Source organism: Brevibacillus sp. HB1.4B (assembly GCF_013284285.1).
Classification (GTDB): domain Bacteria; phylum Bacillota; class Bacilli; order Brevibacillales; family Brevibacillaceae; genus Brevibacillus; species Brevibacillus porteri.
In genome coordinates, this window is the sequence record NZ_JABSUT010000005.1 from 184,761 (window position 1) to 211,453 (window position 26,693).

30 protein-coding genes and 1 pseudogene are annotated in these 26,693 nt (G+C 46.8%); 22 read left to right on the forward strand and 9 right to left on the reverse strand.

Going from position 1 to position 26,693, the window contains the following annotated elements:
• The first annotated feature begins 1 nt into the window (after nucleotide 1).
• On the forward strand, nucleotides 2-154 hold the full coding sequence (locus HP398_RS14210) for a hypothetical protein (protein ID WP_017251452.1): 153 nt from the start codon (nucleotides 2-4) through the stop codon (nucleotides 152-154).
• Nucleotides 155-219: 65 nt separating this feature from the next.
• Here HP398_RS14210 and HP398_RS14215 read toward each other — a convergent pair whose 3' ends face one another.
• The 3 genes from HP398_RS14215 to sppA all read right to left on the reverse strand — a co-directional run bounded on the left by HP398_RS14215 (nucleotide 220) and on the right by sppA (nucleotide 2,834).
• On the reverse strand, nucleotides 220-1,230 hold the full coding sequence (locus tag HP398_RS14215) for a CAP domain-containing protein (protein WP_173622908.1): 1,011 nt from the start codon (nucleotides 1,228-1,230) through the stop codon (nucleotides 220-222).
• Nucleotides 1,231-1,346: 116 nt separating this feature from the next.
• A complete protein-coding gene (locus HP398_RS14220) occupies nucleotides 1,347-1,838 on the reverse strand; it encodes an RDD family protein (RefSeq protein WP_173622909.1) in 492 nt (163 codons plus the stop codon).
• A gap of 30 nt (nucleotides 1,839-1,868) precedes the next feature.
• The gene (sppA, locus tag HP398_RS14225; protein WP_017251450.1) at nucleotides 1,869-2,834 is read right to left on the reverse strand and encodes a signal peptide peptidase SppA; all 966 of its coding nucleotides are present in this window, start codon (nucleotides 2,832-2,834) and stop codon (nucleotides 1,869-1,871) included.
• Nucleotides 2,835-3,011: 177 nt separating this feature from the next.
• Between sppA and HP398_RS14230 the strand changes: the two genes are divergently transcribed.
• Nucleotides 3,012-3,740: an amino acid ABC transporter ATP-binding protein gene (locus tag HP398_RS14230; protein WP_217368685.1), complete on the forward strand. Its 729-nt coding sequence runs from the start codon at nucleotides 3,012-3,014 to the stop codon at nucleotides 3,738-3,740.
• 59 nt (nucleotides 3,741-3,799) lie between these two features.
• Here the strand turns inward: HP398_RS14230 and HP398_RS14235 are convergent, their stop codons facing one another.
• On the reverse strand, nucleotides 3,800-4,501 hold the full coding sequence (locus HP398_RS14235) for a polysaccharide deacetylase family protein (RefSeq protein WP_017251448.1): 702 nt from the start codon (nucleotides 4,499-4,501) through the stop codon (nucleotides 3,800-3,802).
• Between the two features lie 141 nt (nucleotides 4,502-4,642).
• Between HP398_RS14235 and HP398_RS14240 the strand changes: the two genes are divergently transcribed.
• The 6 genes from HP398_RS14240 to gcvH all read left to right on the forward strand — a co-directional run bounded on the left by HP398_RS14240 (nucleotide 4,643) and on the right by gcvH (nucleotide 8,287).
• Nucleotides 4,643-5,455: a DUF2797 domain-containing protein gene (locus tag HP398_RS14240; RefSeq protein ID WP_017251447.1), complete on the forward strand. Its 813-nt coding sequence runs from the start codon at nucleotides 4,643-4,645 to the stop codon at nucleotides 5,453-5,455.
• Nucleotides 5,455-5,676 (forward strand): hypothetical protein, encoded by a 222-nt coding sequence (locus tag HP398_RS14245; RefSeq protein ID WP_173622822.1) that lies wholly within the window; start codon nucleotides 5,455-5,457, stop codon nucleotides 5,674-5,676. The genes HP398_RS14240 and HP398_RS14245 overlap by 1 nt, the downstream gene beginning before the upstream one ends.
• Before the next feature lie 132 nt (nucleotides 5,677-5,808).
• Entirely contained in the window at nucleotides 5,809-6,174 is a 366-nt protein-coding gene (locus tag HP398_RS14250) for an arsenate reductase family protein (RefSeq protein WP_305852149.1), read from the forward strand.
• Nucleotides 6,171-7,361: an aminotransferase class I/II-fold pyridoxal phosphate-dependent enzyme gene (locus HP398_RS14255; protein ID WP_173622911.1), complete on the forward strand. Its 1,191-nt coding sequence runs from the start codon at nucleotides 6,171-6,173 to the stop codon at nucleotides 7,359-7,361. The genes HP398_RS14250 and HP398_RS14255 overlap by 4 nt, the downstream gene beginning before the upstream one ends.
• 33 nt (nucleotides 7,362-7,394) lie before the next feature.
• On the forward strand, nucleotides 7,395-7,847 hold the full coding sequence (locus HP398_RS14260) for a redoxin domain-containing protein (protein WP_173622912.1): 453 nt from the start codon (nucleotides 7,395-7,397) through the stop codon (nucleotides 7,845-7,847).
• A gap of 59 nt (nucleotides 7,848-7,906) precedes the next feature.
• Complete coding sequence (gcvH, locus tag HP398_RS14265; RefSeq protein ID WP_017251442.1) at nucleotides 7,907-8,287, forward strand: glycine cleavage system protein GcvH; 381 nt, start codon at nucleotides 7,907-7,909, stop codon at nucleotides 8,285-8,287.
• Between the two features lie 54 nt (nucleotides 8,288-8,341).
• Here the strand turns inward: gcvH and HP398_RS14270 are convergent, their stop codons facing one another.
• Nucleotides 8,342-10,396, reverse strand: a complete 2,055-nt coding sequence (locus HP398_RS14270; protein WP_173622913.1) for a methyl-accepting chemotaxis protein — start codon at nucleotides 10,394-10,396, stop codon at nucleotides 8,342-8,344.
• A gap of 307 nt (nucleotides 10,397-10,703) precedes the next feature.
• Here HP398_RS14270 and HP398_RS14275 point away from each other — a divergent pair, with 307 nt between their 5' ends.
• The 10 genes from HP398_RS14275 (at nucleotide 10,704) to sufB (ending at nucleotide 21,339) form a co-directional block, all read left to right on the forward strand.
• Nucleotides 10,704-11,144 (forward strand): hypothetical protein, encoded by a 441-nt coding sequence (locus HP398_RS14275; RefSeq protein WP_017251440.1) that lies wholly within the window; start codon nucleotides 10,704-10,706, stop codon nucleotides 11,142-11,144.
• Between the two features lie 22 nt (nucleotides 11,145-11,166).
• Nucleotides 11,167-11,559, forward strand: a complete 393-nt coding sequence (locus HP398_RS14280; RefSeq protein WP_007726371.1) for a VOC family protein — start codon at nucleotides 11,167-11,169, stop codon at nucleotides 11,557-11,559.
• Between the two features lie 498 nt (nucleotides 11,560-12,057).
• Complete coding sequence (locus tag HP398_RS14285) at nucleotides 12,058-12,399, forward strand: SCP2 sterol-binding domain-containing protein (RefSeq protein WP_017251439.1); 342 nt, start codon at nucleotides 12,058-12,060, stop codon at nucleotides 12,397-12,399.
• A gap of 59 nt (nucleotides 12,400-12,458) precedes the next feature.
• A complete protein-coding gene (locus tag HP398_RS14290; RefSeq protein ID WP_017251438.1) occupies nucleotides 12,459-13,601 on the forward strand; it encodes a M20 peptidase aminoacylase family protein in 1,143 nt (380 codons plus the stop codon).
• Nucleotides 13,602-13,893: 292 nt separating this feature from the next.
• Nucleotides 13,894-15,477 carry a phosphoenolpyruvate carboxykinase (ATP) gene (gene pckA / locus HP398_RS14295; protein WP_017251437.1) on the forward strand — a complete coding sequence of 528 codons (1,584 nt, stop codon included), beginning with the start codon at nucleotides 13,894-13,896 and terminating at the stop codon, nucleotides 15,475-15,477.
• A 666-nt stretch (nucleotides 15,478-16,143) separates the two neighbouring features.
• Nucleotides 16,144-16,932 carry a Fe-S cluster assembly ATPase SufC gene (gene sufC, locus HP398_RS14300; RefSeq protein WP_017251436.1) on the forward strand — a complete coding sequence of 263 codons (789 nt, stop codon included), beginning with the start codon at nucleotides 16,144-16,146 and terminating at the stop codon, nucleotides 16,930-16,932.
• A 21-nt stretch (nucleotides 16,933-16,953) separates the two neighbouring features.
• On the forward strand, nucleotides 16,954-18,252 hold the full coding sequence (sufD, locus tag HP398_RS14305; protein WP_056491930.1) for a Fe-S cluster assembly protein SufD: 1,299 nt from the start codon (nucleotides 16,954-16,956) through the stop codon (nucleotides 18,250-18,252).
• Nucleotides 18,252-19,478 (forward strand): cysteine desulfurase, encoded by a 1,227-nt coding sequence (locus HP398_RS14310; RefSeq protein ID WP_017251434.1) that lies wholly within the window; start codon nucleotides 18,252-18,254, stop codon nucleotides 19,476-19,478. Before sufD ends, HP398_RS14310 begins: the two co-directional genes overlap by 1 nt.
• Nucleotides 19,465-19,902, forward strand: a complete 438-nt coding sequence (gene sufU, locus HP398_RS14315; RefSeq protein WP_017251433.1) for a Fe-S cluster assembly sulfur transfer protein SufU — start codon at nucleotides 19,465-19,467, stop codon at nucleotides 19,900-19,902. The genes HP398_RS14310 and sufU overlap by 14 nt, the downstream gene beginning before the upstream one ends.
• Before the next feature lie 39 nt (nucleotides 19,903-19,941).
• Nucleotides 19,942-21,339 carry a Fe-S cluster assembly protein SufB gene (gene sufB / locus HP398_RS14320; protein ID WP_017251432.1) on the forward strand — a complete coding sequence of 466 codons (1,398 nt, stop codon included), beginning with the start codon at nucleotides 19,942-19,944 and terminating at the stop codon, nucleotides 21,337-21,339.
• A gap of 82 nt (nucleotides 21,340-21,421) precedes the next feature.
• On the opposite strand, the gene HP398_RS14325 is transcribed toward sufB, so the two are convergent.
• The 4 genes and pseudogenes from HP398_RS14325 to HP398_RS14340 form a co-directional block, all read right to left on the reverse strand.
• Nucleotides 21,422-22,585 carry a tyrosine-type recombinase/integrase gene (locus HP398_RS14325; protein WP_173622914.1) on the reverse strand — a complete coding sequence of 388 codons (1,164 nt, stop codon included), beginning with the start codon at nucleotides 22,583-22,585 and terminating at the stop codon, nucleotides 21,422-21,424.
• Nucleotides 22,586-22,661: 76 nt separating this feature from the next.
• Nucleotides 22,662-23,123 (reverse strand): ImmA/IrrE family metallo-endopeptidase, encoded by a 462-nt coding sequence (locus HP398_RS14330; RefSeq protein ID WP_173622915.1) that lies wholly within the window; start codon nucleotides 23,121-23,123, stop codon nucleotides 22,662-22,664.
• 4 nt (nucleotides 23,124-23,127) lie between these two features.
• Nucleotides 23,128-23,244 (reverse strand): annotated as a pseudogene (locus HP398_RS14335) (helix-turn-helix domain-containing protein); the annotation flags it as partial.
• Between the two features lie 126 nt (nucleotides 23,245-23,370).
• Complete coding sequence (locus HP398_RS14340; protein ID WP_012685646.1) at nucleotides 23,371-23,565, reverse strand: tautomerase family protein; 195 nt, start codon at nucleotides 23,563-23,565, stop codon at nucleotides 23,371-23,373.
• A 131-nt stretch (nucleotides 23,566-23,696) separates the two neighbouring features.
• Between HP398_RS14340 and HP398_RS14345 the strand changes: the two genes are divergently transcribed.
• The 4 genes from HP398_RS14345 to HP398_RS14360 all read left to right on the forward strand — a co-directional run bounded on the left by HP398_RS14345 (nucleotide 23,697) and on the right by HP398_RS14360 (nucleotide 25,971).
• Nucleotides 23,697-23,990: a hypothetical protein gene (locus HP398_RS14345; protein ID WP_017251428.1), complete on the forward strand. Its 294-nt coding sequence runs from the start codon at nucleotides 23,697-23,699 to the stop codon at nucleotides 23,988-23,990.
• A gap of 231 nt (nucleotides 23,991-24,221) precedes the next feature.
• Nucleotides 24,222-24,797, forward strand: coding sequence for a hypothetical protein (locus tag HP398_RS14350; RefSeq protein WP_173622916.1), 576 nt, complete (start codon nucleotides 24,222-24,224; stop codon nucleotides 24,795-24,797).
• A 62-nt stretch (nucleotides 24,798-24,859) separates the two neighbouring features.
• Nucleotides 24,860-25,210, forward strand: coding sequence for a YolD-like family protein (locus HP398_RS14355; RefSeq protein ID WP_017251425.1), 351 nt, complete (start codon nucleotides 24,860-24,862; stop codon nucleotides 25,208-25,210).
• Between the two features lie 170 nt (nucleotides 25,211-25,380).
• On the forward strand, nucleotides 25,381-25,971 hold the full coding sequence (locus tag HP398_RS14360) for a hypothetical protein (RefSeq protein WP_017251424.1): 591 nt from the start codon (nucleotides 25,381-25,383) through the stop codon (nucleotides 25,969-25,971).
• The last annotated feature ends 722 nt before the right edge of the window (nucleotides 25,972-26,693 follow it).

The window sequence follows — 26,693 nt, forward strand, 5'->3', positions numbered from 1 at the left end:
GATGCTGACACCATGCATTTTCAGAAGAGGCATTGCCTGGATCTTATTTTTCGTGCTCAGTCTGGTAATCATTCCGTTTTTCTCAGATGACGGCCAGGCTCCGACACCGTCTGCACCTGCACCTGCCACTACAAATGCAACTTCGCAGCCATAGCTTTGCCCTTGTGTTCATGAAAAAAAGACACGCCACTTACGAAGGCGTGTCTTTTTGCTGTAGTGTTAGCGGGTGACAAAATTTTGGGTGAAATATGGGCGGGCATCTTTCATAACGATACCGACACCGAGCTGCTTGAAATTTGGAGAGAGCAAGTTTTGACGATGCCCTGCGGAGTTCATCCAGCTCATGTGGGCTTCGATCCCGTCTAGCTGTCCGTAGGCAATGTTTTCACCAGCTGCGCTGTAACGAATGCTGGCTTGCTTCAAACGATCAAACGGACTTCCCGTAGATGGGGAGGTATGGTTGAAAAAGTTATTCTGGGCCATGTCTTGGCTGTGTGCTCTTGCAACTGCTGCAACTTGTTCATCCCACGTGATAACGGGCAGCTTGGCACGTTGCCTTGCCACGTTGAGCAAGTCCAAATTTTGTTTCTCGTATGCGAGCGCTGCCTGCTTCATCTGTGCGTCTGTCAGTTTCGGCAGTTCAGGTAATTTCGTATAGGAAATGGGATACATCAAGCCAATCGCAATAGTGGCAAAATGCTCAGGAGTAGAGATGCGCACCCCTGCGACCTTATTTCCACCCAGCTGATCAATAGAGAAAGTGATCGCCTGATTGTTTTGGAGATAGGTCGGATGAGTAAGGGTATTTTTTTGGATACGCAGACTCGGGTTGATCGTCAGCGTATTTTGCGGTGCACCCCAGCTGTTTTGTAGGTCTTTTGTAGTAGAGCCAATCGTGATGCCATTCAGATTCAGCTTGGCTCCATTGGTAAACAACGTCACGACTTTGCCGTTTTGCATGCCGACTTGAATATAGTTGTTCAAATCTTGATTGTAAATCCACCATTCCACGCCCGTATGACTTGGATCAATGCGGGCAGGCTTGCCTAATGCTTGTTCTACCTGTGCGGTGCTCATTCCTAGCTGAAGGTTATAGACGACATTCGTTTTAACGGCTGCTGCTTGAGGGGCAGCAGATGCAGCTGAAACAGGAAGGACAGGGGCAACGTGGCCGAGCAGAGCCAGCGAAAGGCTCAGGGCGAGGATGCTGGTTACTTTCTGTTTTCGCATGTATCTTCCTCCTCGGTTGGATAGGATCTGCCTTGTTGGTAATGGTATCGGCAGGAAGCTCCTACAAAAATAGGGACCAAGGATGCAAAAATAAAACCCCCGCTATAGAGCGGAGGTTATGGTCTACGATCCCGGATGACATACGTTTTGGCGATCAGATCATGCCAGCCTTGCTTACGTGGGTGCCATGCAACCCATAGATAGCCCAATCCGAATACGAGTGAAGCGAGGAATTTGCCGATGACTTCTCGTAAAAATACCTGTCCGCCAGACAGATTGCCTCGCGCCTGTCTGGCACTGATGACACGGATGCCTGTGATCAGCTTTCCCAAGGTTTGTCCGGTCCACCAGGTCAGCAAGATCATATAGAGGAGATCAAACAACGCCTCTACCAAATCGATGAAATGAAAAGAGGCGTATGGAACGGCAAAAAAACGTCGTAATGGATTGAAAATGAGGTAGCTAATGCCGATCAAGAACATCGAATCAAGGAGCGACGCCACCACACGAATCCAGAAGCCAGCATACAAATGTTGTGGTTGGGCTTCTGAATATGGATCAAGGGAATCAGGATCATGTGCTTTTTCTTCGTCGGGAAGCTGGTTCATAAGAAGCCACTCCTTTTTTGTTTTAACAGGCTAAGGCATGAACTGATACAGCAGGCGAGGTGAACTTTGGCGGTCCCATATTCGATTGAGACCAAGCGGATCAGGATTCGACCAGTATTGCTTCATACTGAATAACAGCTTGCTGATGGAGAGTTGGTCCGCATAGCGTATGACCATGGCTTCTTTTTCTCCAGACAAAGAGAGGGCATAGCGTGTCGCTTCCTCCAAATCGCCGAATTCATCGATGAGCCCCAGGCGTTTTGCTTGTTCACCCGAATAGACACGGCCGTCAGCGATTTCCAGCACGCGCTGACGCGAGAGGTTGCGGCCCTTGACGATGACGTCGACGAAATTGTTGTAGCTTTCGTTGACGAGTGTTTGGAAAATGTGCCGTTCTGGGTCCGTCAGTGGCCGGGCTGGACTGCCGATGTCCTTGAAGCGTCCGCTTTTGATCGCGTATTGATGTACACCTAGCTTGTTCGCAGCTTCACTATAGTTAAACAGATTGAAAATGACGCCGAGACTGCCGGTTAGTGTGTTGGGATTGGCAAAAATCGCATCGCCTGTTGTGGCCAAGTAATAGCCGCCTGAGGCTGCTGTGGAACCCATGCTGACGACAATAGGAAGATTGCGAACCTGCTTGAGCCGCAGCAAGCGTCTGTGTAGTTCATCGGTAGCGACGACCTCTCCCCCTGGACTATCAATGCGAAGGACCACGGCTTTCACCATCTCATCCTCTTCAATTCGGCGTAGCTGTTCAGTCAATAGCTCCGTCATCGAAGGCAGCCCAGCGTTATTTTGCTGCCCCGAAATAACGCCGTTTACAAATAGCTGCACAATTTTGCTGTTGCCATAGCCCGATACCACATTTTCTTCCCAAGCGAACCCAGGATGGTCGACGAGATCTGTATAAGTCCCGTAAATACCCTCCACCAAAAGCCCTAATAGAAAAACGACCAGTACGATTACGAGTGCGACCCATTTTTTTCGATGCATGAAAACCACCTCACACTTAGCATGAGCCGTCGAGGGCAGAGTTACGCATAGGACTAGCACTGGAAAAAATGGGAATGAGGTAGGCTGATAGTAAATTCATGCAATTTTTAGACTATTGCGGTAAAATGAAATCACAAGAACTACAAGCTTGTTTTATCGCAATAGGGGGACAGACAAATGATTATACAGGTGTCGGATTTGACGAAGAACTACGGCGATCTGAAAGTGTTGAAAGGCATTACGACTCAGGTAGCAGAAAAGGAAGTAGTCTGTGTCATTGGTCCGTCTGGCTCGGGCAAGAGCACGTTTTTACGTTGCTTGAATCAGCTGGAGGAAATGAGCGGCGGAAGGATTGTCATCAACGGACATGATTTGTCAGACCCCAAGACCGATATTAATAAAGTCAGAGAAGAGGTCGGGATGGTCTTTCAGCGCTTTAATCTCTTTCCGCATAAAACGGTGCTGGAAAACGTCATGCTGGCCCCTGTAAAAGTGAAGAAAATGTCCCAGGAAGATGCCCGCAAGCAAGGCTTGGTTCTCTTGCAGAAGGTGGGGCTCCAGGATAAGGCCGATGTGTATCCCGAGCGGCTGTCTGGTGGGCAGATGCAACGAGTCGCAATCGCAAGGGCGCTCGCCATGAATCCAAAGGTTATGCTGTTTGATGAGCCGACATCCGCCCTAGACCCGGAGCTGGTAGGAGAGGTGCTTGCCGTCATCAAAAATTTAGCCAAAGAAGGCATGACAATGGTAGTCGTTACACACGAAATGAATTTTGCCAAGGAAGTGGGCGACCGCATCATTTTTATGGATCAGGGTATCATCATGGCAGAAGGTCATCCCAGCGAGGTTTTTGGCAACAGCAAGAACGATCGCTTACGCTCGTTCTTGGGCAAGGTATTGGCGTAAAAAAGAAGGGCACCAGTTGCTTCGTTTCATTTCATGAAAAACGAGGCACTGGTGCCGTATTATTTTGCTGCATCCAACAATTGACTGACCGTGACAAACCGATAGCCCTGCGAACGCAAATCCGTGATGAGCTCCCGAAGCGCAGCGACTGTTTGCCGTTGGTTCAGACCCCCATCATGAAACAGGATGATATCCCCGGAGGAGACATTGCTTTTGACGCTTTTGGCAATGACATTAGCCGTGCGTGCCAAAGACCAATCACGAGGATCAATGGACCAGTGAATGATGTCGTAGCCACTGGATTGAACCGCATTCATGACGTCATGTGTCAGGATGCCGTAGGGTGGACGGTAGTATTGCGCCAAAATGCCGGTCGTCTTCAAAATGGAGCGCTCTGCATGCTTGATGTCTTCGTACACTTCATGCTCGGTCAGCTTGTTCAGGTCAAAATGGTGGTAGCCGTGGTTGCCGATTTCATGCCCGGCCTTGTAAATCCACTGCATGACCTTTGGATGCTTGTCCACTTGTGAGCCAAGGACAAAAAACGTAGCGCGAACATTGTACTGGTGCAGCACCTCAAGAATTTTGGGCGTGTAGATAGCATCCGGCCCATCATCAAAAGTGAGAGCGACGACCTTTTTCTCTGTGTCGATTCTGTGGATCGGCTCATACGAAGGTAGTGTTTGCTGGGCAAAGGTAGGTAGGGTGCCGTAGCCAAGAAGGCAGGCGAAAAGCAAGGCGTACCGTATGCATTTGCGCATGAACAATCGCCTCCTTCTTCTGGGATGTGATTAGGTTCACCTCCTGCCAGGGAAAACATGCTACCAAAAGAAAACAGCGGTCAGAGTAGGTGGCGGTTATGTTAAAATGGAAGAACCGTACATAGGAGAGGAGAGAGTTTGGTGGAACTCCGCGGTATTTTGCAAGGACTAACACACGAGTACCATGGAGGGGACAAGCCGGTAGACTACTATTTGAATATCGGTGAAGATCGCCTTCCGCTTAATGAATGGCTGGGCAGTGAATTGACGATTTCGTTTTTGGGCGAAAAAAATTGCATTGCCTGTGGCCGCAAAACAAACAAGACGTTTAACAGCGGGTATTGCTATCCCTGTTTTACCAAACTGCCGGAAAATGACTTGTGCATCGTCAAGCCGCATGAATGTCATTTTGACTTGGGGACTTGCCGCGACGAGAGCTTCGGCGAGAGATATTGCATGATTCCTCATTTTGTCTATCTGGCAGTATCGAGTGATATAAAGGTAGGATTGACTCGCAAGCATAATGAATTGAGACGCTGGGTGGATCAAGGTGCGATTCGCGCGATTCCGATTGCGGAGCTTCCCACTCGTCGGATGGCTGGGGAGCTTGAATTCCATTTGAGTCAGTTTTTGCCGGACAAGACCAACTGGCGCAAAATGCTCAAGGGAGATGTGAAGGAAATTGACTTGCTCGCCATGCGTGACGAAGTGTACGGTCATTTTCCTGAACAGTTTAAAGCATTCCAATATCGCGAGGACGAATGGGTAGATATTGCCTATCCAATCTTGGAGTCACTAGATAAAATTAATTCCAAGACACTCGATAAAGAAGAACAGCTCGGCGGGCGATTGATCGGTGTGAAAGCACAGTATTTGATTTTTGACAATGGTGTATTCCAGACGAGAAAGCACGCTGGCTACCAAGTCGAGATCAAAGCAAAACCGTCTGCATAATGACGTGCAAACTCCTCACACTAGGAAATGTGAAGGAGGATGGGCAGATGGATGAGCACATTGAGTACACCATGCCTTTAACCGGGACACTGGCTGAGGCTGTGGAAGACCAGAATGCCAAGCAACTAGGGGTGCCCTTCTCGCCGCTTTCGCAAATGTGGCAGGTAAATCCTGACCAGACGAATGATAAGGATTATGCTAAGGCCGAGCGCACCGAATAACAGATACCACATGAGAAGGAAACGTATGACGACAGCCAGAAGAGAGGGACGGCTGTCGTTTTTGTTTGCTACACGTTTACCAATTCTTATACAATAAATAAATGACAGAAACGAAAAAGCGAGGAAATGAATATGACGACGAAAGCCTACCTATACAACAAATGTGATACATGCCGCAAAGCGAAAAAATGGCTCACGGATCAACATATTGACTTCGAAGAAATTCCGATTGTTGATGCACCGCCGTCTAAAGAGGAGCTGCGTCAAATTTGGCAGACAAGCGGTCTCGATTTGCGCAAGTTTTTCAATGTGAGTGGTGTTCATTACCGCGAGCTCGGCTTGAAGGACAAGCTTCCTACGATGTCAGAGGATGAAATGCTTGAGCTGTTGGCTTCCAATGGCAAGCTGATCAAACGGCCTCTTATCGCAAGCGATCGTACGGTAACCCTTGGTTTCAAAGAAGAAGAGCTGGAGAAGGCTTGGGGAGGGAAGGCATGATGCGCCAACCTTCCAACAGACTGAACCATCTTTCCGCCGACATTTTTTCAGAGATGGAGGCTCGCAAAAGGGAAGTTGCCAAAACAAGAACGGTATACGACTTGAGCATCGGCAGTCCTGATCAGCAGCCTGACGAGAAGCTACTGCAAACGTTAATCCATGCCATCCAGCAACCAACTGCTTTCCGCTATCCATTGAGCGATGGAACGGCGGCCTTCCGAGAAGAGGTCGCCCGCTGGTATCAATATCGTTTTGGGGTGGAGCTGGCGCCTGATGGGGAGGTTCATTCCTTGATGGGGTCACAGGATGGTTTGGCTCACTTTGCCTTGGCATGGACCGATCCTGGAGATATCGTCCTCGTACCTGATCCTGGGTATCCAATCTACGAAGGCAGTGTTCATTTGGCGGGAGCGGTACCTTACCGGATGCCTCTGCGGGCAGAAAATGAATTTTTGCCAAAGCTGACAGACATCCCAGAGGAGATAGCGGCTCGTGCAACGTTCATGATTCTGAACTATCCGAATAATCCGGTTTCCGCGGTCGCTACCCTTGCCTTTTTTGAAGAGGTCGTGGCTTTTGCCAAGCGTTTTGACATTATCGTCGTTCATGATTTGGCCTATTCGGAAATGGTGTTTGACGGCGACCAAGCACCGAGCTTTTTGCAAGTGCCAGGAGCGAAGGAAGTGGGAATTGAATTTAATTCGTTTTCCAAGAGTTTCAACATGGCAGGTTGCCGGATCGCTTACGTTGTAGGGAATGCAGACATCATCAAGCCGCTTGCGATTGTCAAATCCAATATCGATTACGGCGTCTTTTTGCCTGTACAGCAAATGGCCATTGAGGCTTTGCGAAGGGATCGGGAATCGGGTGAGAAAAACACAGTCGCACCCGTTTACCAAGAACGGCGTGATGTGCTGCTGGGGGCATTGGCACAGGCAGGATGGAGCATTCCATCTCCCAAGGCGACCATGTTCGTCTGGGCAGCTGTACCGAACGGCTGGACGTCACGAGAGTTTGCCTTCGCTTTACTGGAGAAAGCCGGAGTCGTCGTCGTTCCGGGAAGTGCCTTCGGCGAAGAAGGAGAAGGGTATGTACGAATTGCTCTCGTTCAACCTCCCGAGATCCTGTTAGAGGCTGTAGCTGCCATCGATCAATCCGGGATTCTTCACATGAAAACAAGTGTGTAGCGGTTGAAGTCCAAAAAGAGGGGATGAGCTTTCATGCGTTTGCACGAAGAAATGCCTGACTTTCCTGGGATTACAGAGTGGATCAACGGGCAAGTAACCAAAGCTGATTTGGTTGGAAGTCCTGTCTTGGTGCATCTCTGGTCCGTCAGTTGTTACATGTGCAAGGAATCGATGCCAAGCATAAACGAATGGCGAGATCAATACGCTGCTAACGGTTTGAAAGTCATTGGAATTCATATGCCTCAATCGGAAAAAGATACAGACATCGAGATGATCAAGAAGGCGATTGCAGAACAACATTTGACACACCCTATTGCAATCGATAATGATAGAGAGACAGCCGATGCATTCCAGAATGAATACGTCCCCGCTTTTTATTTGTTTGACGAGGCTCTTCAGTTACGTCATTTTCAGGCAGGAGAGAAGGGTCTCCAACTGGTAAAAAAACGCTTGTTCAGAATTTTGGGGATCGAAGAGGAATCCTAGAATGTTCGTCTAATTATGTATGTGTAATGGATTGTACCCGATAGGAGGATATGTAAACGATGGAATTCCCGAAAAATCTACGTTACAGTGAAGAGCATGAGTGGGTGCGAGTAGAAGGAAACAAGGCGTACATCGGAATCACTTCTTTTGCTCAATCAGAGCTGGGTGACATCGTGTTTGTCGAATTGCCTGAGGTAGGCACGACAATCCAACAGGATGAGCCGTTTGGCAGCGTGGAATCGGTAAAAACCGTTTCTGAACTGTACGCTCCTGTAACTGGTAAAGTAGTAGAAGTAAATGGCGAACTGGAAGATGCACCTGAACTGGTTAACTCCTCGCCATACGAGCAAGCATGGATGATCGTCGTCGAATTGTCTGATGCAGCTGGGCTGGACAAGCTGATGGATGCAGACAAATACGAAGCGATGGTAAAAGAATAGGAAACAAAAAAGCCGGGGCTTTTATGCTCCGGCTTTTCTTTATATAGGGATGGACTACTCCAGCTTGAATGTTCGTATTGCATCATTAAGCTCTTCTGCCATTTTCGCTAGCATCGTTGCAGCCGAAGAGATTTCCTCCATGGAAGCGGTTTGTTCTTCCGCTGCTGCTGCAACTGTTTGAGAGTTGCCAGCTGATTGTTCTGCGATTTGTGTAATATGCGTTATAGCGGATACAATCGTTTGCATTTGCTGACTGATCTTGCTCATTTCTGTTGTCACTTCATTCATACGGTCGAGCAGCCCTGACGTGGAGCCAGTAATTTGCTCAAATGCATTTCCTGTTGAGCGAACGAGTGTCATGCCTTCTCCCAAAATAGAAGCGCCATGATTCATTGCCGCGATCGCTGAGCCTGTGTCCTGCTGAATCACGGTGACGATGTGACTGACTTGCTCAGCGGCAGAGCTGGACTGCTCGGCCAACTTGCGCACCTCGTCGGCTACAACTGCAAAGCCTCGTCCTTGTTCTCCGGCGCGAGCTGCTTCGATAGCGGCGTTCAGAGCGAGCAGGTTGGTTTGATTGGCGATCGTCGTGATGAGTGAGATCATTTCTCCAATCTCTTGGGAGCGCTGGCCTAGCGTATTGACGATGGTAGAGGTCTTGGCCATCTGGCTATGGATCACATCCATGTGCTCGACCGTTTTAGCTGCCATCTGATTGCCATCTGTGGCTTGGCGGTTCGCTTCTTGTGTAGAGAGATTTACATCCTCAATTCCTTTTTCCATCGCTTCAATGTGTACGGCAATCTCGTTGATGACTTCATAGCCTTGAACAGTGGCATCCACTTGCTGCTCAGTACCGTAGGCAATTTCTTGAACGGATTGAGCGATCTGCTCTGTTGCTTTGCTCGTCTGTTCCGCACTTGCCATCAATTGCTCAGACGTAGCAGCAACCTGTTGAGCGTTGAAGCTGACTTGACCCAGCGTTTCGCGCAAGGTTGCCGTCATGGAGTTAAAGCGATTTGCCATAACCCCTATCTCATCAACTGTCTGAATATCCATGGAAGCAGTAAAATCGCCGTTGGAGAGGGCTTGCGACAGCTGGTTGGCTCGCTCGATTTGTTTGGTCAGGTATTTGCTGAAGGAATAAATGACAGCAATCATGATCAACAGACCGATTAGGCTCACCGTACAAAGCTCGAAGAACAAGTCATAGAGAGGATCTGCAATTTCTTTTTCTGGCATAACGAGAGCGATTGTCCAGTTTGTATCTCCGAGCTCTTGAAAATAAACACGATTGATGCCGTTTTCATCGTTAAACGTCTTCATGCCTGACTTCTCTTCTAGAAGAGAAGGACCTATTGCTGCCAAGGAAGCATTCTCGTCAGATTGAACGGAATGATTCATCAGCTTGTCTGATTGAGGATGAGCGAGGTATCTCCCTTTTTGATCCACCAAAAAGGCCCAGCCTGTTTCGCCTACTTTTGTACTGGAGACGAGCTTTTCCACGTCAGTGAGGGTAATATCGTCTGTGGCCACACCCAGAAGCTTTTTATCCGGGGTGTAAAAAGGAGCGACTACCGTCACCATTGACACCTTGGAAATTTCGTCAAAGTACGGCTCTGAATAATCGCTTTTCTTTGTGGTCGTGATGCCGACCTTGTACCAGTCTTGATTTGGATAGTTATAGGAGTCGCTGCTGTATTCATCTGTAATGTTAACCTTGCCGTCAGTCTTTGCCCCGTATGTAGCAACGAGTTTTTTGTTCGGGTCAAATGCGTAAGGTTCCATGAAAATTCCCATTCCAACCGTCGTGTCATTAATGAGAACGGTTTTGGACAGCAGGGAATTTAACTGCTCCAGCGAATTTGTAATAGGAGCCATTTCAATAAAGCGAGCCATACTCAGGGTTACCTTGCTGTGGGCTTCCAGTTGCTTTTCTACATTGCTGCCGACCATATCTAGTTGATAATTCATTTTGTCCTCAATTTCCTGGTTCAGTTGGTCGACAGAGAACCAGAAACCGATACCCACAACGAGCAAAAGTGTCAAGATAATGACAGGAAGGGTAATAGTCAGAGTCCGAGCACGAAGACTTTTGAAACGAAACATGAAACCGCTCTCCTTTTGAATTTTTGCTAAAACGATTATTATTCCTTATTATCGGATAGATTAAGACTATCTTGTATGATGGATTTAGGCAAATGAGGGAAAATATTCACACTAGTCAGAAAATGTTGCAAAAATCAAAGTAAATCGAGTAAAATAGATAAACCAAATCTTTATGCGATTTCCTTCATTGGTATCATTTGCGGGTGGAGTGTTAATGGGTATATAAGCTACAATGCGGATACAGACAGAAGTTTCGACCAAGAAACGGACATGGACGTTTCATTTGGCGAATAGGGAGGGAGACTATATGAGTTTTTGTTGTGGTGCTGGAATGGTAGGTTCCGTAGGCTCAGTCCGTCATTATAAAACGCTTGTACACAATGTCCCCATCATGTTTTGTCCTGTATGTGACAGAATTGAGGTTCATCCCGGTATTGAGGGAGAATACGAAATTTTAGTAGAATATGCTCAGGGAGATCAGGCTCCAGAAGTGGATTTTGCTGACTTTGTGAGTGTTGACAATACATCCGAGTTGTTTGAGAATTGTACCATGACGGATGAAGCGGCCAGCTTCGCCGAAGTATTAAAGCAGCAGATCGATATTTCACTTGATCTGCTCGGAGTCGCCAAGGAGTTACAGGATGACGATTGGCGGGAAGCATTGATGATTCGTTTAAGACGGTTAAGCGAGCGATTGAAGCAGTACAATAAAAGAAAAGCTAATGTCGCACAAGAGCGCATGACCTGAGTTGACGTGGGAGGCAGTGTGAATGTTTCATTTGAAAGCCGTTCACCACATCGCATTGAATTGTAGTGATGTTGTGAAGGTAGCTCGTTTTTTTAAGGACATTTTGGAAGTCCCTATCCCGGAAGAGAATATGACGGAAGGAGCACCTGTCTACTTTCAAATTGGCACATACACACGGATCGGTCTTCATCCTCATGGCGGGGAAGCTGGGAAAGGCGGCGTAGGGCAGGTCGATCATCTCGCCTTCTCTGTGCAAAGCCGAGCTGAGCTGGACTATCTGGTCGATAAGCTGGAGGCAGAGAATATTTGCTATCGTGGCCCAATTACACAGCCTACTAGCTATAATTTGTATTTTGAGACACCCGATGGTCACCACCTTGAGGTGCGACTCGATAAAGACGAGTTTGATGAGTAGTGTTTCAGGAAGCATCTGCGTAAAGCAGATGCTTTTTTTATTTGCCATCTCACTACTGTGGTGCGAAAAAAGCGGTTGCGGATGTTTTTTTAGTTTTAGAAGGTACCGATGAACAAACAAAGCTGGTGAGAAGAAAAAGCACAGGGCTCGTAGACCTTGACAAAGCCTCCCCAGTCGGAACTTAAAAAAAGGGACCACGCTTGTCGAACACTTCTTCCTTGAGAAACTCCCGCCCGTAGGGTGGCTTTGGCTCGACGGTCCCCTTTATTAAGTGGAGACAGTCAGTGAATCCCTTTGCGGGCGTGTCAGAGTCGAAGAGAACTGTGCTTTTTCTTCTCCTCCACGATGTTGACTCAAAAGCCCTCTTTAAAGGTCTTTCTAAAATGTCGAGAAAAAGATAGCTACCCTGACAACAGCCGACAGTGACTCTCATTCCTCGCCAAAGGATTCGACCTGACAGGCCACGAACCCAATTGGGAAGAGAGGGGTGGCGTGCAGATGATCGGAATGGGCAGACTGCTTTTTGAACTGGGCGAGAGACTGCAAGGAAAAGCACACTTGCGATTCATAACAGCAGGATGGGAGCGCAGGATCGGAATTGTGGTCGATGATTCACCTTCACAGTGGCAATTGACGATAGTAAAAGGCGTTGCATCCTGGGATGTGTGGACAGAAGAACAGTCTGCCGATCTGATCATCCGGGGAGCGGAGAAACAAATGCACATGCTGTTTGGCGGCGATGAGCTCGTCTATGCGCTCGCCAAAGAAAAGGTGCAAATAGCAGGGCCATTGCGCGACCAATTGAAGCTCGATGCCATTTTGCGACTGACCTGTCGGTGAACTGTCTATTAGGGCAGTGTGATATAATAGGAAGAAACGGTTTTGGAGGAGGCGCTTTAATGTCTACTGTTATGTCGTTGCAACAGACGGTTGCCGCACGTAAAGATGCTATTGCCGAAACATTCCGTCATCTACATGAGAATCCGGAGATAAGCTGGAAGGAAGTAGAAACGACTCGTTATTTGGCGGAGCGCATGCGTGCCTTGGGACTGCGTGTTACGACTTTTGACGATTGTACAGGATTAGTAGCTGAATGGGGCGAAGGGAAGCCAGTTGTTGGCTTGCGCACAGATATCGATGCTCTCTGGCAAGAAGTGGGCGGTGAATGGCGCGCGAATCATTCCTGCGGTCATGACGCCCATATGACATTGATCGTGGAAACGGTAGAAGCATTGGTTGCCGCTGGATATCAACCGCCGGGAACGTTAAAAATTTTGTTCCAACCAGCAGAAGAAAAAGGAACGGGAGCATTGAAGCTGGTGGAGAAGGGTGTCGCCGATGACATCGATTATTTGTACGGTGTTCACTTAAGACCGATTCAGGAGATGGCAAATGGAACGGCGGGACCCGCAATCTACAATGGAGCAGCCATGTTTCTCTACGGGGAAATCACAGGAGTGGCTGCGCACGGAGCGAGACCGCATCTCGGGATCAATGCGATAGAAGTAGCGGGAGCCATTATTTCTGGACTCGGGCATATACATATCAATCCGATGGTGCCTGCTACCGTTAAAATGACCATGCTGCAAGCCGGGGGAGAGAGCTACAACATTATTCCGGACAAGGCGCGTTTTGCTCTCGATCTGCGAGCGCAGACGAATGAGGCGATGGAGACCCTCGAGAATCGCGTTCGTCAAATGATTAACGGAGTCGAGGAGTCTTTTCAGGCACGCATAGAGGTAGAGTCCGGTTCTCGCATGGTGGCGGCGGAGGTCGATGATCAAGCGAAGGCATTTATGGAGCAGGCGATCGTAGATGTGCTCGGTCAAGAGAATTTGCGAGCGGCTCCTGTCAGTCCGGGAGCGGAGGATTTCCACTACTATACGGTGGAGCGCCCTCATATCAAGGCGACGATGCTGGCTCTTGGATGTGATTTGGTGCCAGGGCTGCATCATCCGCTGATGCACTTTGACCGCTCTGCATTGGAAAAAGGTGTGGCGATTTTGTGTCAGACAGTCGTAAAAACGTTTGAAAATACGTAAATCTTTATGCCTTGTGAGAGCAACACTAAGGGAGTAAACTCTTGGTGTTGCTCTTTTTGTGGGGAAAATGTCTCTGTGTACTTCCCGTATAGTCGATAGACTGATTGGTTTGTGGACAAAATACTGCTGTTGGGGAATAATACGCATGAGGAGGGTTATTCACACATTCTCCATGAGAGATTATAAAATTATGTAGCTTATTTAGCTAAATGTGATATACTAATTACAAATCGAGCGACAATTAGAAAGTCACAATAAATGATACACATTTTGGGAAGGAGATCGTTCACACATGGAAACCAATACGGTTCAAAAGCTTACTGACATTCTTGGAGCTACAAAAGTGTATCATAACTTACCTGTAGCTAATCTTGTTGAGATGGCAGTGAAGCGTGGCGAAGGGATTTTGACCGATAAGGGGGCGCTCAATGCGCTAACAGGGAAGTTTACCGGCCGTTCGCCAAAGGACAAATTTGTGGTGGACGAAGCTTCCGTACACGATAAAATCAACTGGGGTCCGGTTAACCAACCAATCAGTACTGAAAAATTCCAAGCACTTCAACAAGACGTGCTCCAATACTTACAATCAAAAGATGAACTGTTTGTCTTCGATGGCTTTGCGGGTGCAGATACAACCTATCGCCTGCCAATCCGCGTAGTGAACGAATTCGCATGGCATAACCTGTTTGCACGTCAGTTGTTCATCCGTCCGTCCGAAGAAGAACTGGCTGCGCATGAATCAGAATTCACGGTTATTTATGCGCCTAATTTCAAGGCCAATCCTGCGGTACACGGAACAAACTCCGAGACCTTCATCGTGATGAGCTTTGAGCAAAAGACAGTATTGATCGGTGGCACTGAGTATGCTGGCGAAATGAAAAAGTCGATCTTCAGCGTCATGAACATGCTGCTTCCAGAGCGCAACGTACTCTCGATGCACTGCTCTGCGAACGTAGGTAAAGACGGTGACGTTGCCCTGTTCTTCGGTTTGTCCGGTACAGGAAAAACAACGCTGTCTGCTGACCCGGACCGCTTCTTGATCGGTGACGATGAGCACGGCTGGTCTGACAATGGCGTGTTCAATATCGAAGGCGGATGCTATGCAAAATGCGTCAAGCTGTCTGAAGAAGGCGAACCGCAAATCTGGAAAGCAATCCAGTTCGGTACCGTACTTGAAAATGTAGACGTAAACGAAGCGACTCGTGTAGCAGACTACGATAGCACCAAATATACAGAGAATACACGCGCTGCATACCCAGTGGAAGCAATTCCGGGTGCTGTGATTCCAGGCGTGGGCGGGCAACCAAATGTCATCGTCTTTTTGACAGCCGATTCGTTCGGTGTATTGCCTCCAATCTCCAAGCTGAATAAAGAGCAAGCCATGTATCACTTCCTGTCTGGCTACACCAGCAAAATGGCAGGTACAGAGCGTGGTGTAACTGCTCCGCAAACAGAGTTTTCTACTTGCTTCGGTTCTCCATTCTTGCCACTGCATCCTGTAGTATATGCAGAAATGCTCGGTAAGAAGATTGACGATCGCAAGGTTCAAGTATACCTGGTGAACACTGGTTGGACTGGTGGCCCGGTAGGTGTTGGGCAACGTATGAAGCTGTCCTACACGCGTGCGATGGTAACAGCAGCATTGAACGGTGAGCTGGAAAAAGTAGACTATGTAGCTGACGAGATTTTCGGGGTACAAGTACCAACTTCTTGCCCGAACGTTCCTGCTGAAGTTCTGCAACCACGCAATACATGGACAAACAAGGAAGATTACGACAAGCAAGCGGCTGATCTGGCTGCACGCTTCATTGAGAACTTCGAGAAAAAATTCCCGAATGCAGCAGATATTGCGAAAGCGGGTCCTAAAGTAAAGTAATCGAACAAGAAAGAAACGGGTAGACAATAAGGTCTATCCGTTTTTTCTTCGTGAAAACAGAAAAAACCGTCAGTGACCGACGGTTTTTAGCTCATCCGTTACTTGCTGCCATCGAATACTTTCGAGGTATTGATTGGGACAACTTTTCCATTTGACTGACGGAAAAGAGTCAGGTAAGCTTCCCAAGGGAGCCCTTCAATAGTGTGATAGCGATACATAACCATTATATATGAATGGTTCTGCTTTCGTTTTGACGACGTGGTCATTGACTATCAATTTAATGTTGGAGAAACGAGCAGATATTTTCTCTGTGTCCGTTTTGCGAAGACTGTGGGCCACCTACAAGTAGTAAGACAATAGCGAGTTTCTTGTTACTCTTTTTCAAAATGCTCCATCCCTTTCTAGGTATCCAGTGGTGTTTTTTGCAAAAATTACCTAGAATTTAGACGGAAACGTATGTCCAAAAGTTACATAGGGAAAAATGCTGCGGAAGCAACAATATTTAGGAAGGATTCATGAGCAAAAACGGACTTTCTAAATATAATGATATAAAAAATACAGATATGTTTCATTCCTTGATTTATAATTATTCTTATTATAAGATAGTTATTGAGAATGGATTGAGAATTTACCAACTCACTTTTGACGTGTATGGAGGGAATTCAGATGACAGCAGTACCGCATTTGCAAATAAAAAACCTTCGCGCCAAGATCGAGGACAAAGAGATCCTCAAAGGCCTGAATTTGGAGATCAAGGGCGGCGAAGTGCACGCGATCATGGGACCAAATGGTACCGGTAAATCGACATTGGCATCCACGTTGATGGGTCACCCAAAATATGAGGTAACCGATGGCGAAGTGCTGATCAATGACGAAGACTTGTTGGAAATGGCAGTAGACGAGCGCGCACGTGCAGGTCTGTTCCTGGCGATGCAATACCCGTCCGAAATCAGCGGTGTAACTAACTCTGACTTCCTGCGCTCTGCGATCAACGCACGCCGTGGCGAAGGAAACGAAATCTCCCTGATGAAATTCATCCGTGAGATGGACAAAAAGATGAACACGCTGGAAATGGATGAGTCTTTCTCCCACCGTTACCTGAACGAAGGTTTCTCCGGTGGTGAGAAAAAGCGTAACGAGATTCTGCAAATGATGCTCTTGGAGCCAGCTATCTGTATTCTGGATGAAATCGACTCCGGTTTGGACATCGACGCATTGAAAATCGTTGCAGCTGGTGTAAACGAAATGCGCTCCGCAGACCGCGGATTCTTGATTATTACGCACTACCAGCGTTTGCTGAACTATGTAAAGCCTGACTTCGTACACGTCATGATGCAAGGTCGTATCGTGAAGTCCGGTGGTCCTGAGCTGGCTGAACGCCTGGAGGCAGAAGGCTATGACTGGATCAAGGAAGAACTCGGCATCGAGGACGAAACCGTAAACGCCAACGTGTAGGATGAAGGAGGCAGCAGTGAAATGAGTGTGGATGTACAGCTACGCTTCGATTCCGAGGCGATCACCCAGTACTCCAAAGCTAATCAGGAGCCTGCCTGGTTCCTGGAAAAGCGCCTCGCTGGACTGAAGGCGGCGGGAGAGCTGGCGCTCCCTGCCTTGGAGAAAACGAAGATTGATAAATGGAATACCGTTGATTTCGATCCGTTCCAAACCACTGCAAAGGTGGCAGCGGCGAATGAACTCAGCGATTTGGTAAAAGCACAAATCGATGTCGACAGCGTGAAAAACCTGTTGGTACAAAAAAATGCTTCTACCGTTTTTCAAGCAGTATCCGATGAGCTGAAGGCACAAGGCGTGATTTTCACGACGTTTGCTGATGCACTGCAAACACATGGCGATCTCGTGCAAAAATATTTGCTGAACGTAATCGCACTTGATGAGCACAAGCTGACTGCTCTGCATACGGCAGTCGTGAATGGTGGCGTATTCCTCTACGTTCCGAAAAACGTGGAAGTAGATGTTCCACTGCAAGCTGTGTATGAAATCGCAGGCGACAACGCTCTGTTGGCTCCACATGTTTTGATCGTGGCAGAAGCGAACAGCAAAGTAACCTACGTCGATACATATGTATCTGGCGAAGGCAAAAGCATGGTTGCGAACAGCCTTGTTGAAGTATATGTAGGCGCGGGCGCATCTGTGCAAGTAGCTTCTGTACGTTCTCTGTCTGTAGACGTTCACGACTACAGCTTCCGTCGTGCAACCGTTGAGCGCGATGGAAAAATGGAATGGATTTTGGGTGAGATGAACGATGGCAATACCGTTGCCAACAATACCACCATCCTCAAGGGAACTGCTTCGATCGCAGAGACCAAATCCATTTCTGTAGGTACTGGTTCCCAACGTCAAAACCTCACTTCCCAAGTTCAGCATATCGGCACGCACACCGAGTCTGACATGGTGAGCAAGGCTGTTATGACGGATGAAGCAGTGAGTATCCTGAACGGTATCACGAAAATCGAAAAAGGCGCTGAAAAGGCAAACGGCGTACAGGCGGAGAACATCCTGATGCTGAGCGATAAATCTCGCGGTGATGCCAACCCGATCCTGTTGATCGACGAGGATGACGTTAAAGCGGGTCACGCAGCTTCGGTAGGACGTTTTAGTGAAGAGTCTATCTTCTACTTGATGTCCCGTGGTATTTCCCGTCAAGGCGCAGAACGTCTGATCATTCTCGGCTTCCTGGAGCCAGTTGTCGCTGAGATTCCAGTAGAAGAAGTGAAAAACAGACTCCGTCAGGCGCTTGAAAGGAAGTTAGGCTAATGAACGCCAAGGAGCTTCGGAAATATTTTCCCATCCTTGACCAGGAAGTAAACGGACATCCGCTCGTTTACTTGGACAATGGTGCAACCTCTCAAAAACCGATTCAGGTTATTGAGGCGATGGCTAAATACTACAGGGAGTATAACTCTAATGTGCACCGTGGCGTGCACACCTTGGGCAACATAGCGACAGATGGGTACGAGGGCGCGCGTGAAAAAGTTCGCGCCTTCATCAACGCCCGTGAAGCCGCAGAAATCGTCTTTACGCGTGGTACGACATCTGCTTGTAATACGGTAGCGTATGGCTATGCTCGCATGTTCCTTAAGCCGGGAGATGAAATCGTGACCACATTGGTGGAGCATCACGCCAATTTCATTCCTTGGCAGCAGGCAGCCAAGGCGACCGGAGCGACTTTTAAGTTCATTCCGCTGGCAGAGGACGGCACCGTTACTCTGGAAGCGGTTAAGGAAACGATTACGGACAATACCAAACTCGTTGCCATTCACCATGTTTCCAACGTATTGGGGGATACTACCCCAATCAAGGAAATTGCCCAAATCGCCCATCAGCATGGTGCACTTCTCTTTGTTGATGGAGCGCAGGGTGCTCCACACAAGAAAATCGACGTCCAGGATTTGGATTGCGATTTTTATACGTTTTCCGCGCACAAGATGGCTGGTCCGACAGGCGTAGGTGTCCTGTATGGCAAGCGTGAGGTGCTGGAGCGTGTGGAGCCGATGGAGTTCGGCGGAGAAATGATCGACTATGTGGATATGTACGACTCCACTTGGAAGGAGCTTCCTTGGAAATTTGAAGGAGGTACACCGATCATCGCAGGAGCTATCGGATTGGGAGCAGCGATTGACTTTTTGGAAGAGATCGGAATGGACAATATCGAGCGTCATGAAAAACATCTCGTGAAATACGCGATGGAACAAATGCGCGAGATTGAAGGACTGAAGATTTACGGCCCACAGCAGGATCGCAGCTGCTTAATTACATTCAACCTGGATACGGTACATCCGCATGATTTGGCGACGGTGCTCGACAGCTACGGAATCGCAGTTCGTGCCGGTCATCACTGCGCACAACCGCTGATGCGTTGGCTGAATGTGACGGCTACCGCTCGGGCAAGCTTCTATCTGTACAATACAGAAGAAGAAGTAGATGTACTGATCGCGGGCTTGAAGAAGACGAAGGAGTATTTCGGCAATGTCTTCTCTTGATGATTTATACCGCCGCGTCATTATGGATCACTACCAGAAACCACGCAACCGCGGGAAGCTGGAAGAATCCGAAGGACTCATTGTAAATTTGAATAACCCGACCTGTGGTGACAGCATCTCGCTCTCCTTGAAAGTGGAGGATGGCAAGGTGGTAGATGCCAAGTTCCTTGGAGAAGGCTGTTCGATTAGCATGTCATCTGCGTCAATGATGACGGATGCGATCAAAGGCAAACCAGTTGCTGAAGCACTGGAGCTGTCACAGAAATTCTCCGATATGATGCAAGGTAAAGAAATCGATGACTCGATTGATCTTGGCGATATTGAAGCTTTGTCTGGCGTAGCCAAGTTCCCAGCGCGAATCAAGTGCGCGACATTGGCTTGGAAAGCATTGGAGCAAGGCGTCAAACAGGCAGAGCAGGAATAGGGATAGGTAAGGGACATGAACACGAAGGAGTGAGCAACGATGGCTGTTAAAGGCCCAGAAATACAGGAGTATCAGTACGGTTTCCACGATAAAGACGTTTCCGTATTCCGTACGAAAAAGGGTTTGACCCGCGAGATCGTCGAAGAAATTTCGAAGATCAAGGATGAGCCAGCTTGGATGCTGGAATTCCGTTTGAAATCGCTGGACATCTTCAACAGCATGCCGATGCCAAAATGGGGCGGCGACCTGGATGACCTCGATTTTGACAGCATCACCTACTACGTAAAGCCTTCTGAAAAGCAAGGCCGTAGCTGGGATGAGGTACCAGAAGAAATCAAGGCAACCTTCGATAAGCTGGGTATTCCAGAAGCTGAGCAAAAATTCCTAGCTGGTGTATCTGCTCAGTACGAATCTGAGGTTGTTTACCACAACATGCAGGAAGACCTGGAAAAACTGGGCGTTCTCTTCTGCGACATGGATTCCGCAGTAAAACTGCACCCAGAAATCGTGAAGGAATATTTCGCGACAGTGATTCCTCCAGCAGATAACAAGTTTTCTGCACTGAACTCGGCAGTATGGTCCGGTGGCTCCTTCATTTACGTTCCAAAAGGCGTAAAAGTGGAAACTCCGCTGCAAGCATACTTCCGCATCAACTCCGAGAACATGGGTCAATTCGAGCGTACGCTGATCATCGCGGATGAAGATTCCTTCGTTCACTATGTAGAGGGCTGTACAGCTCCAATCTACAGCACGGATTCCTTGCACTCTGCTGTTGTAGAAATCATTGTAAAAGAACGCGCTCGTTGCCGTTACACCACGATCCAAAACTGGTCCAACAACGTATACAACCTCGTTACCAAACGTGCGGTTGCTTACGCGGATGCGAACATGGAATGGATCGATGGTAACATCGGTTCCAAGCTGACGATGAAATACCCAGCAGTTATCATGAAAGGACCTCGCGCAAAAGGTACTGTTCTTTCCATCGCAGTAGCAGGAAAAGGACAACACCAAGACGCAGGTGCGAAAATGATTCACCTGGCGCCAGATTGCACATCGACGATCATTTCCAAGTCGATCTCACGTGATGGCGGAAAAGTAACCTACCGTGGTCTGTCCCAGTTTGGACGCAAATCGGAAGGCTCCAAGTCCAACATCAAGTGCGATACGCTGATTCTGGATAAACTGTCCACGTCCGACACGATCCCGTACAACGAGATCATGAACGACAGCATCACGCTTGAGCACGAAGCGACTGTATCCAAAGTATCCGAGGATCAGCTCTTCTACCTGATGAGCCGCGGTTTGTCAGAAGCAGAAGCTACTGAAATGATCGTAATGGGCTTCATCGAGCCATTCACGAAAGAGTTGCCGATGGAATACGCGGTAGAGATGAACCGTCTCATTAAGTTTGAGATGGAAGGCAGTATCGGGTAGGAAACTATAAAACGTTGTTGTCCCAACGTTTTATAAGTGGAATACGAAGTAAGAAAAACAATCGTGCCGATTTCGTGCCGATTCAAATTGTTCTTTTGGTGTAGGAGGCGAACTTTTTAAGTTCGTCTTCTTCAATTTTTTCGGTGATGGACAGATATGTGTCGGCGGTCGTTTTGATCGTCTTATGTCCAAGTCGCTTTGATACATATACTAGACTGGCTCCAGACTCGAGCAATAGGACGGAGTGAGTGTGTCGAAACCCATGGGTACCCTTGTACTCTACTCCTGCTTTTTCACAATACTCCTGAATCGATTCACGTATTGTCGAGGGCGTTAAATAGTTCCCTAGGTAGTTTTGAAAAATAATTTGATCCTCGTTTTGACGAAATGTTTTACTTCCAAGAATAAGCTCGTTTTGTTTCGCTTTGAACTTTTTAAGTTCTTTTAAGAGATCATCTTCCAGGCCGATTGTGCGATAAGATGACGTATTTTTAAGAGTGGTCAGTTTCACGTTGTTATTATCGTCTCTACTCGTTTGGCGTTCCACTGTGAGTTGATTACCATTAATGTCAGTCCATCGCAAGGCCAGAGCTTCACTGATGCGTAATCCGGTTCGGCTCAAAAAGTACATGAGCATATAGTAAAGCGGGTATCCTTCAAAGCGCTGGTGCTTATAATTTTTCATGAAATCTAACAGTGTGTTCAGCTCTTGAAGTGAGAAATACTTAATCTTCTTTTTTTCTGCTGTCGAGTCCTTCACTGGCACCTTTAGGCGATCTGCCGGGCTCTTCTCCAATACTTCTAACTCGTGAACAGCGTAATGAAAAATGCTTTTCATCACGGACAGGTATTTCAGACAAGATCCGAGTGAATATTTTGGGCGGCCACTTTTGTCAGTTTCGTCCACATAATCTTGTATCCATTTCTTAATGTCGGCCCGTCTTATCTTCATAATTCTTTTGTTTTCAAATTCTGGCTTAATGTGCAATCGAATAATAACTTCGATTTGCCTAAAAGTCGATTCTTTCAGCTCGTTCTTTTTATGGGCCAACCAGCTATCTACTACCTCATCAAACATCCTATTGCGATCGTTTAAGGTCTGCCCGTAGTAAATCCGTTCTTCCACTTTTGCTGCTTCGATTTCCGCTTCTTTTTTCGTTCGATAGGTCCCAATGCTGAATTCATTCCCATCACGAGACACCCTTGCTTGCCACTTACCACTAGGGAGTTTTCGAAATGTCGCCATTACAATTCTCCTTTCCTGGAACATTCGTTCGGTTTTAGGTATATAGTAAACAGCCTTGCGGCTGGGAAGCGCAAAGTTACTCAAATAGCTCTAAAACGCCTAGTGGTTCAAAGATGACCGTAGATAGACCAACCTTTACATGAGTACCATACTTTTCGATGTACCTATTAATAGCGGAGTCTAGGAATTCCTCCGTTACGCCAAGATGCTCAGCGAGTTCGAATCGATTTTTGACACCTTGTTTATGGGCTTGAATAAAGGCATTGAGGGGAATAAGTTTCTCATATCCCCAGCATCTTGCCCGTTTCTCTTGTTTCCGATTGACGATTTTCGTTTGATCTAAGATATTTCCAGAAGATGTGTGGTGGTGCCCAAGTTCTTCGGCTAATACACAAACTTTTTCCACGTTGGTTGAAATAAATTTATTAATTGCAATTACATTGTTGTTGTATAATCCTTTAATCCTTGGTTTCAAAGGCATTTCATAGATGTCTAGTCCCTGGTGTACGGCCTCCCAAGTTAGTTCCTCGTAGGTCATTCCGTCACTCCTGCTGTTTTCTCTTTAGTTTCACAAACTCTTTAAAGCGCTCAATTTCCTCAAGTTCTTCCTCGGTCCAATCTTCTCCATCATGATGGGCTGCAATTGTTTCCATTTCATCTAGTTTGGCTTGTGCGAGTGATTCAGCCGTAATCCCTAATACGTTACAGAACGTTCAACCCTTAGTTTTACAAAATGTGTAATAAAAAAAGTCCCAGTATCAAACTGGAACTTTTACGAAACATGCTTAAAGTTTTCTGAAATCATCAGTGAGTATGCCCGCATACCCCCAGTTTTCATCGTCAATCTCTTCAATAACGATGTGAGTATGTTCAGGCTTTTTGCCAAGAACATTAACAAGAGTTTCAGTGAACTCTTTCACAATCTGAGCTTTTTGATCACGTGTTGCACCTTTTGTAATTTGAAGGTTGATATATGGCATTTGTTCACATCTCCAATCAGGTTCTTTTATAACGTAGACGGACAAAGTAGCAAATAGTTTCAATCATATTACAGTTTGAGTGACAGGGATTTTTAACTTAATAGTTAGGGAGAGAAGGAGGAGGGGCGAGGATGAAAAAATATCGGGTGGATACTCAATCCTGGGGAAGTAAGGAATTTGATGATATCGAGAAGGCAGAGGCTTGCTATGAATATACAAAAGATCGGCAAATGTCAGAAGGTATCGACGAAAGCAGCTTTGTCGAACTGGTTTGTAGCGAAGATGATTTTGAAGACTATGTCGTGATCAAAAGAGCGGTCGCTATTGAAGATGTGGAAAGAATGACGAAGTGCACGCCAAAAGAAGAAGGTTATGAATGGGATTATTGGGCCAAATGGCAAGAAGTCGATTTATCACAACGGTAAGGGGGAATAGTGATGAAATGTACGTTTTGTGATCATGATATCGAAGCGGACAAGCCCGAATGGATATTGATAAGCAAGAAACCCTCTGTTGATCACTTTTGCTGCTTGGGATGTATGTCGGGGCATGTAGACGAATTAACAATAGAGGCAGAAGAGAAACATGGAGTTATTAATTAAATTGAGGAAGCTGGCGACAGCATTCATGTTACTAGAAAAGAGTAGGTGGTGTAGGTGAAAGATAAGCTGATCGAACGAGTATGTGAAAAGTGCCCCGCTACACAATGGGGAAAGAAGTCGATCTGTAGTGTCCACAACCTCCACGTTGGTAAAATCGAAACCTGCCCGGAGTGGGACGAGTATATTGTAAGCCAGCGAGGATTGAAGTATCACGATGGACAGACCGCTTTCGCGGACCTGGAACCAGCAATGGAATGGTTGCAACGAACAGAAGAAGAGCTGAGGGACTATCCCTTCATGCTACGCGAAATAGACCGTCTGAAAGGATATCTGAAAGACGCTGGAGAGGGCACAGTTGGCGCATACGGAATTGACGCTTTTCAGCCAAAAGGAAAGGGAAAGAACGGCGATAAAACCCACGCCGAGGTTGTAAGAAGGGAAAGAAAGTGGAAGCGCCTGTCGAAGCTACAGGAAATTGTGGAACGTATTGATCAGGCAGTGGAATGTATCACAGACGAAAAGGAAAAGACAGTTTTGGATGCAATTATGGACGGAGAGAAAAATAACTTCATAGCCCGACAGATCGGAGTGAGTAGGCAGCGTTACTACGAGATCAAACGTATTGAGTAGCATAGGTCAGAGCCTGATAAGATGGAAGTGTTTGAAACTTGGGAGAGGGATGGTGCGTTGAAATGGCCTCTAAGATAGAAAATCCTTTTTCAAGTCGTTTTGTGCTGCCGGAGCAACGTGAACTATACTTACAAATGAAAGAAGACGATAAACTCGTGCCCATGCCGATCCTTGAACAAGACGAGCTTGAATCGCTCCAGTACATCATAAGGGATGCAGCTCGGGAGGATTATGCTGTTACCCTTTCTTGGTGGAAGCAAGTGAAAGGTAGCCTGGGAACAACATGCATGATGTGGGGCGTGGTCAAGTGGATTGACCAAAACGCCAGGAGAATTAAGCTTGTGACCGATGAAGATAGTCAGTGGATCAATATGGATCACATCACGGATGTAAAAGCGGTAACGGGGTCGTAAATTAAGTACCATTAGTATATTGCTTTAGGATGACTCCAAAAGAATTGAATCCTTAACGAAAAAGCCACCGGCAGAGAAATTTACCGGAGGCTTTTTGTCGATAAATCTTGTCCCATGTAAGATTATGGCTTATGGTGAGGGTGACTACCAAAATCAGGGGGATTTTACCAGTGAAAAGAGCATCAATTCTTGCATTGTCATTAGGCATCGTGTTAAGTGGCTGCGGTACAACGCCAGAGAATAACACGCCAGCTCCATCAGCCACAACTACCTCATCTGCACCAGCCCCTGCTTCTGAACAGAAAACTATGTCAGCCGAGGAAGTGAGTAGATTTAAGGAGTACGCTCCGAACTTAAAGGGTGGGCCATTTATTACCCAGGCAGAGATTGTTAACCAAAACGAGGCGGTAATCACCTATGCAGACTTTGCAACTTTGAAAAAGACTAAACCTGAAACCGGAATGACAGAAGCAGATGCAAAGAACTATTGGGAGTCTGGAGACGCGATCAACAAAGCCTTGATGGAAGAGCCGATCCGATTGCTAAAGGAATTCCCTGAACTGCAAAAGGTGAAGGTAACACTGAATCATGGAAAAAAATATACCACTGAGATTGATAGAGCGACTATCGAGGATTATTTGAAGGTAAACCTTGCTGAAACTAAAACTGATAAAGACAAGTGGCGGAATGAAATTGTGAACAAGTTTTTCACCAAGGAAGAACGCGCAAAATACATTGAAAAATTTGTGAAGGCGGAGTAAAAAGGAAAGCCCTAGAACATAATCTCTAGGACTCTCTAACGTGCCGATTTTGTGCCGACTTAAGATGAAAAGTAATGAATTGTTTTGACGAGTCAACATTTCTGAGATAGCGTAAATCAATGTTTTCCTGATGAGTTGCAACGCTATGAAATTAATCAGTATTCAAGTTCGAGATGGAAGGTTCTATCGGATAATCGTTTCGATAACGTGTAAAAACGTGTCTGATTTGTTCAGACACGTTTTTTTATTGCTCCCGTAGACTGCGTGGTAATGTCTAAGTGCATAAGGGGAAAGGAAGGGGATACCTTCTCTTTTTCAAAGCTCTTTGAAGTGTTCTCGTACTTCATTTGTGCAGAGCCAGTGCATCATTTTGATTAATCTTATGCCGACGCTTATTGCGGTGCTGATTTGAGTGGGTAAACATTTTTTGACGAAACGAGAGCAACCCAAAAATATCAATAGGACAATTCTCTTCGCTCGTGACAAAATAACGCCAGCTGCACAGGCCCAATTAAGTTAAATCACTCGTCACTTTTGCCAAAGTACGTAAAAACACACCAAATTCCAATAACTAAATAGAGGAAACCAAACAATCCGTTTGCCACACTCGTTAACAATAAATATAGGCCTATCAAGCAAATGATAATTGAACCTGTCTTTTGCAAAGTTGTTTTTTTCATAATACTCACCTATGGAAACAAATTTACAAAAAATGTATCACG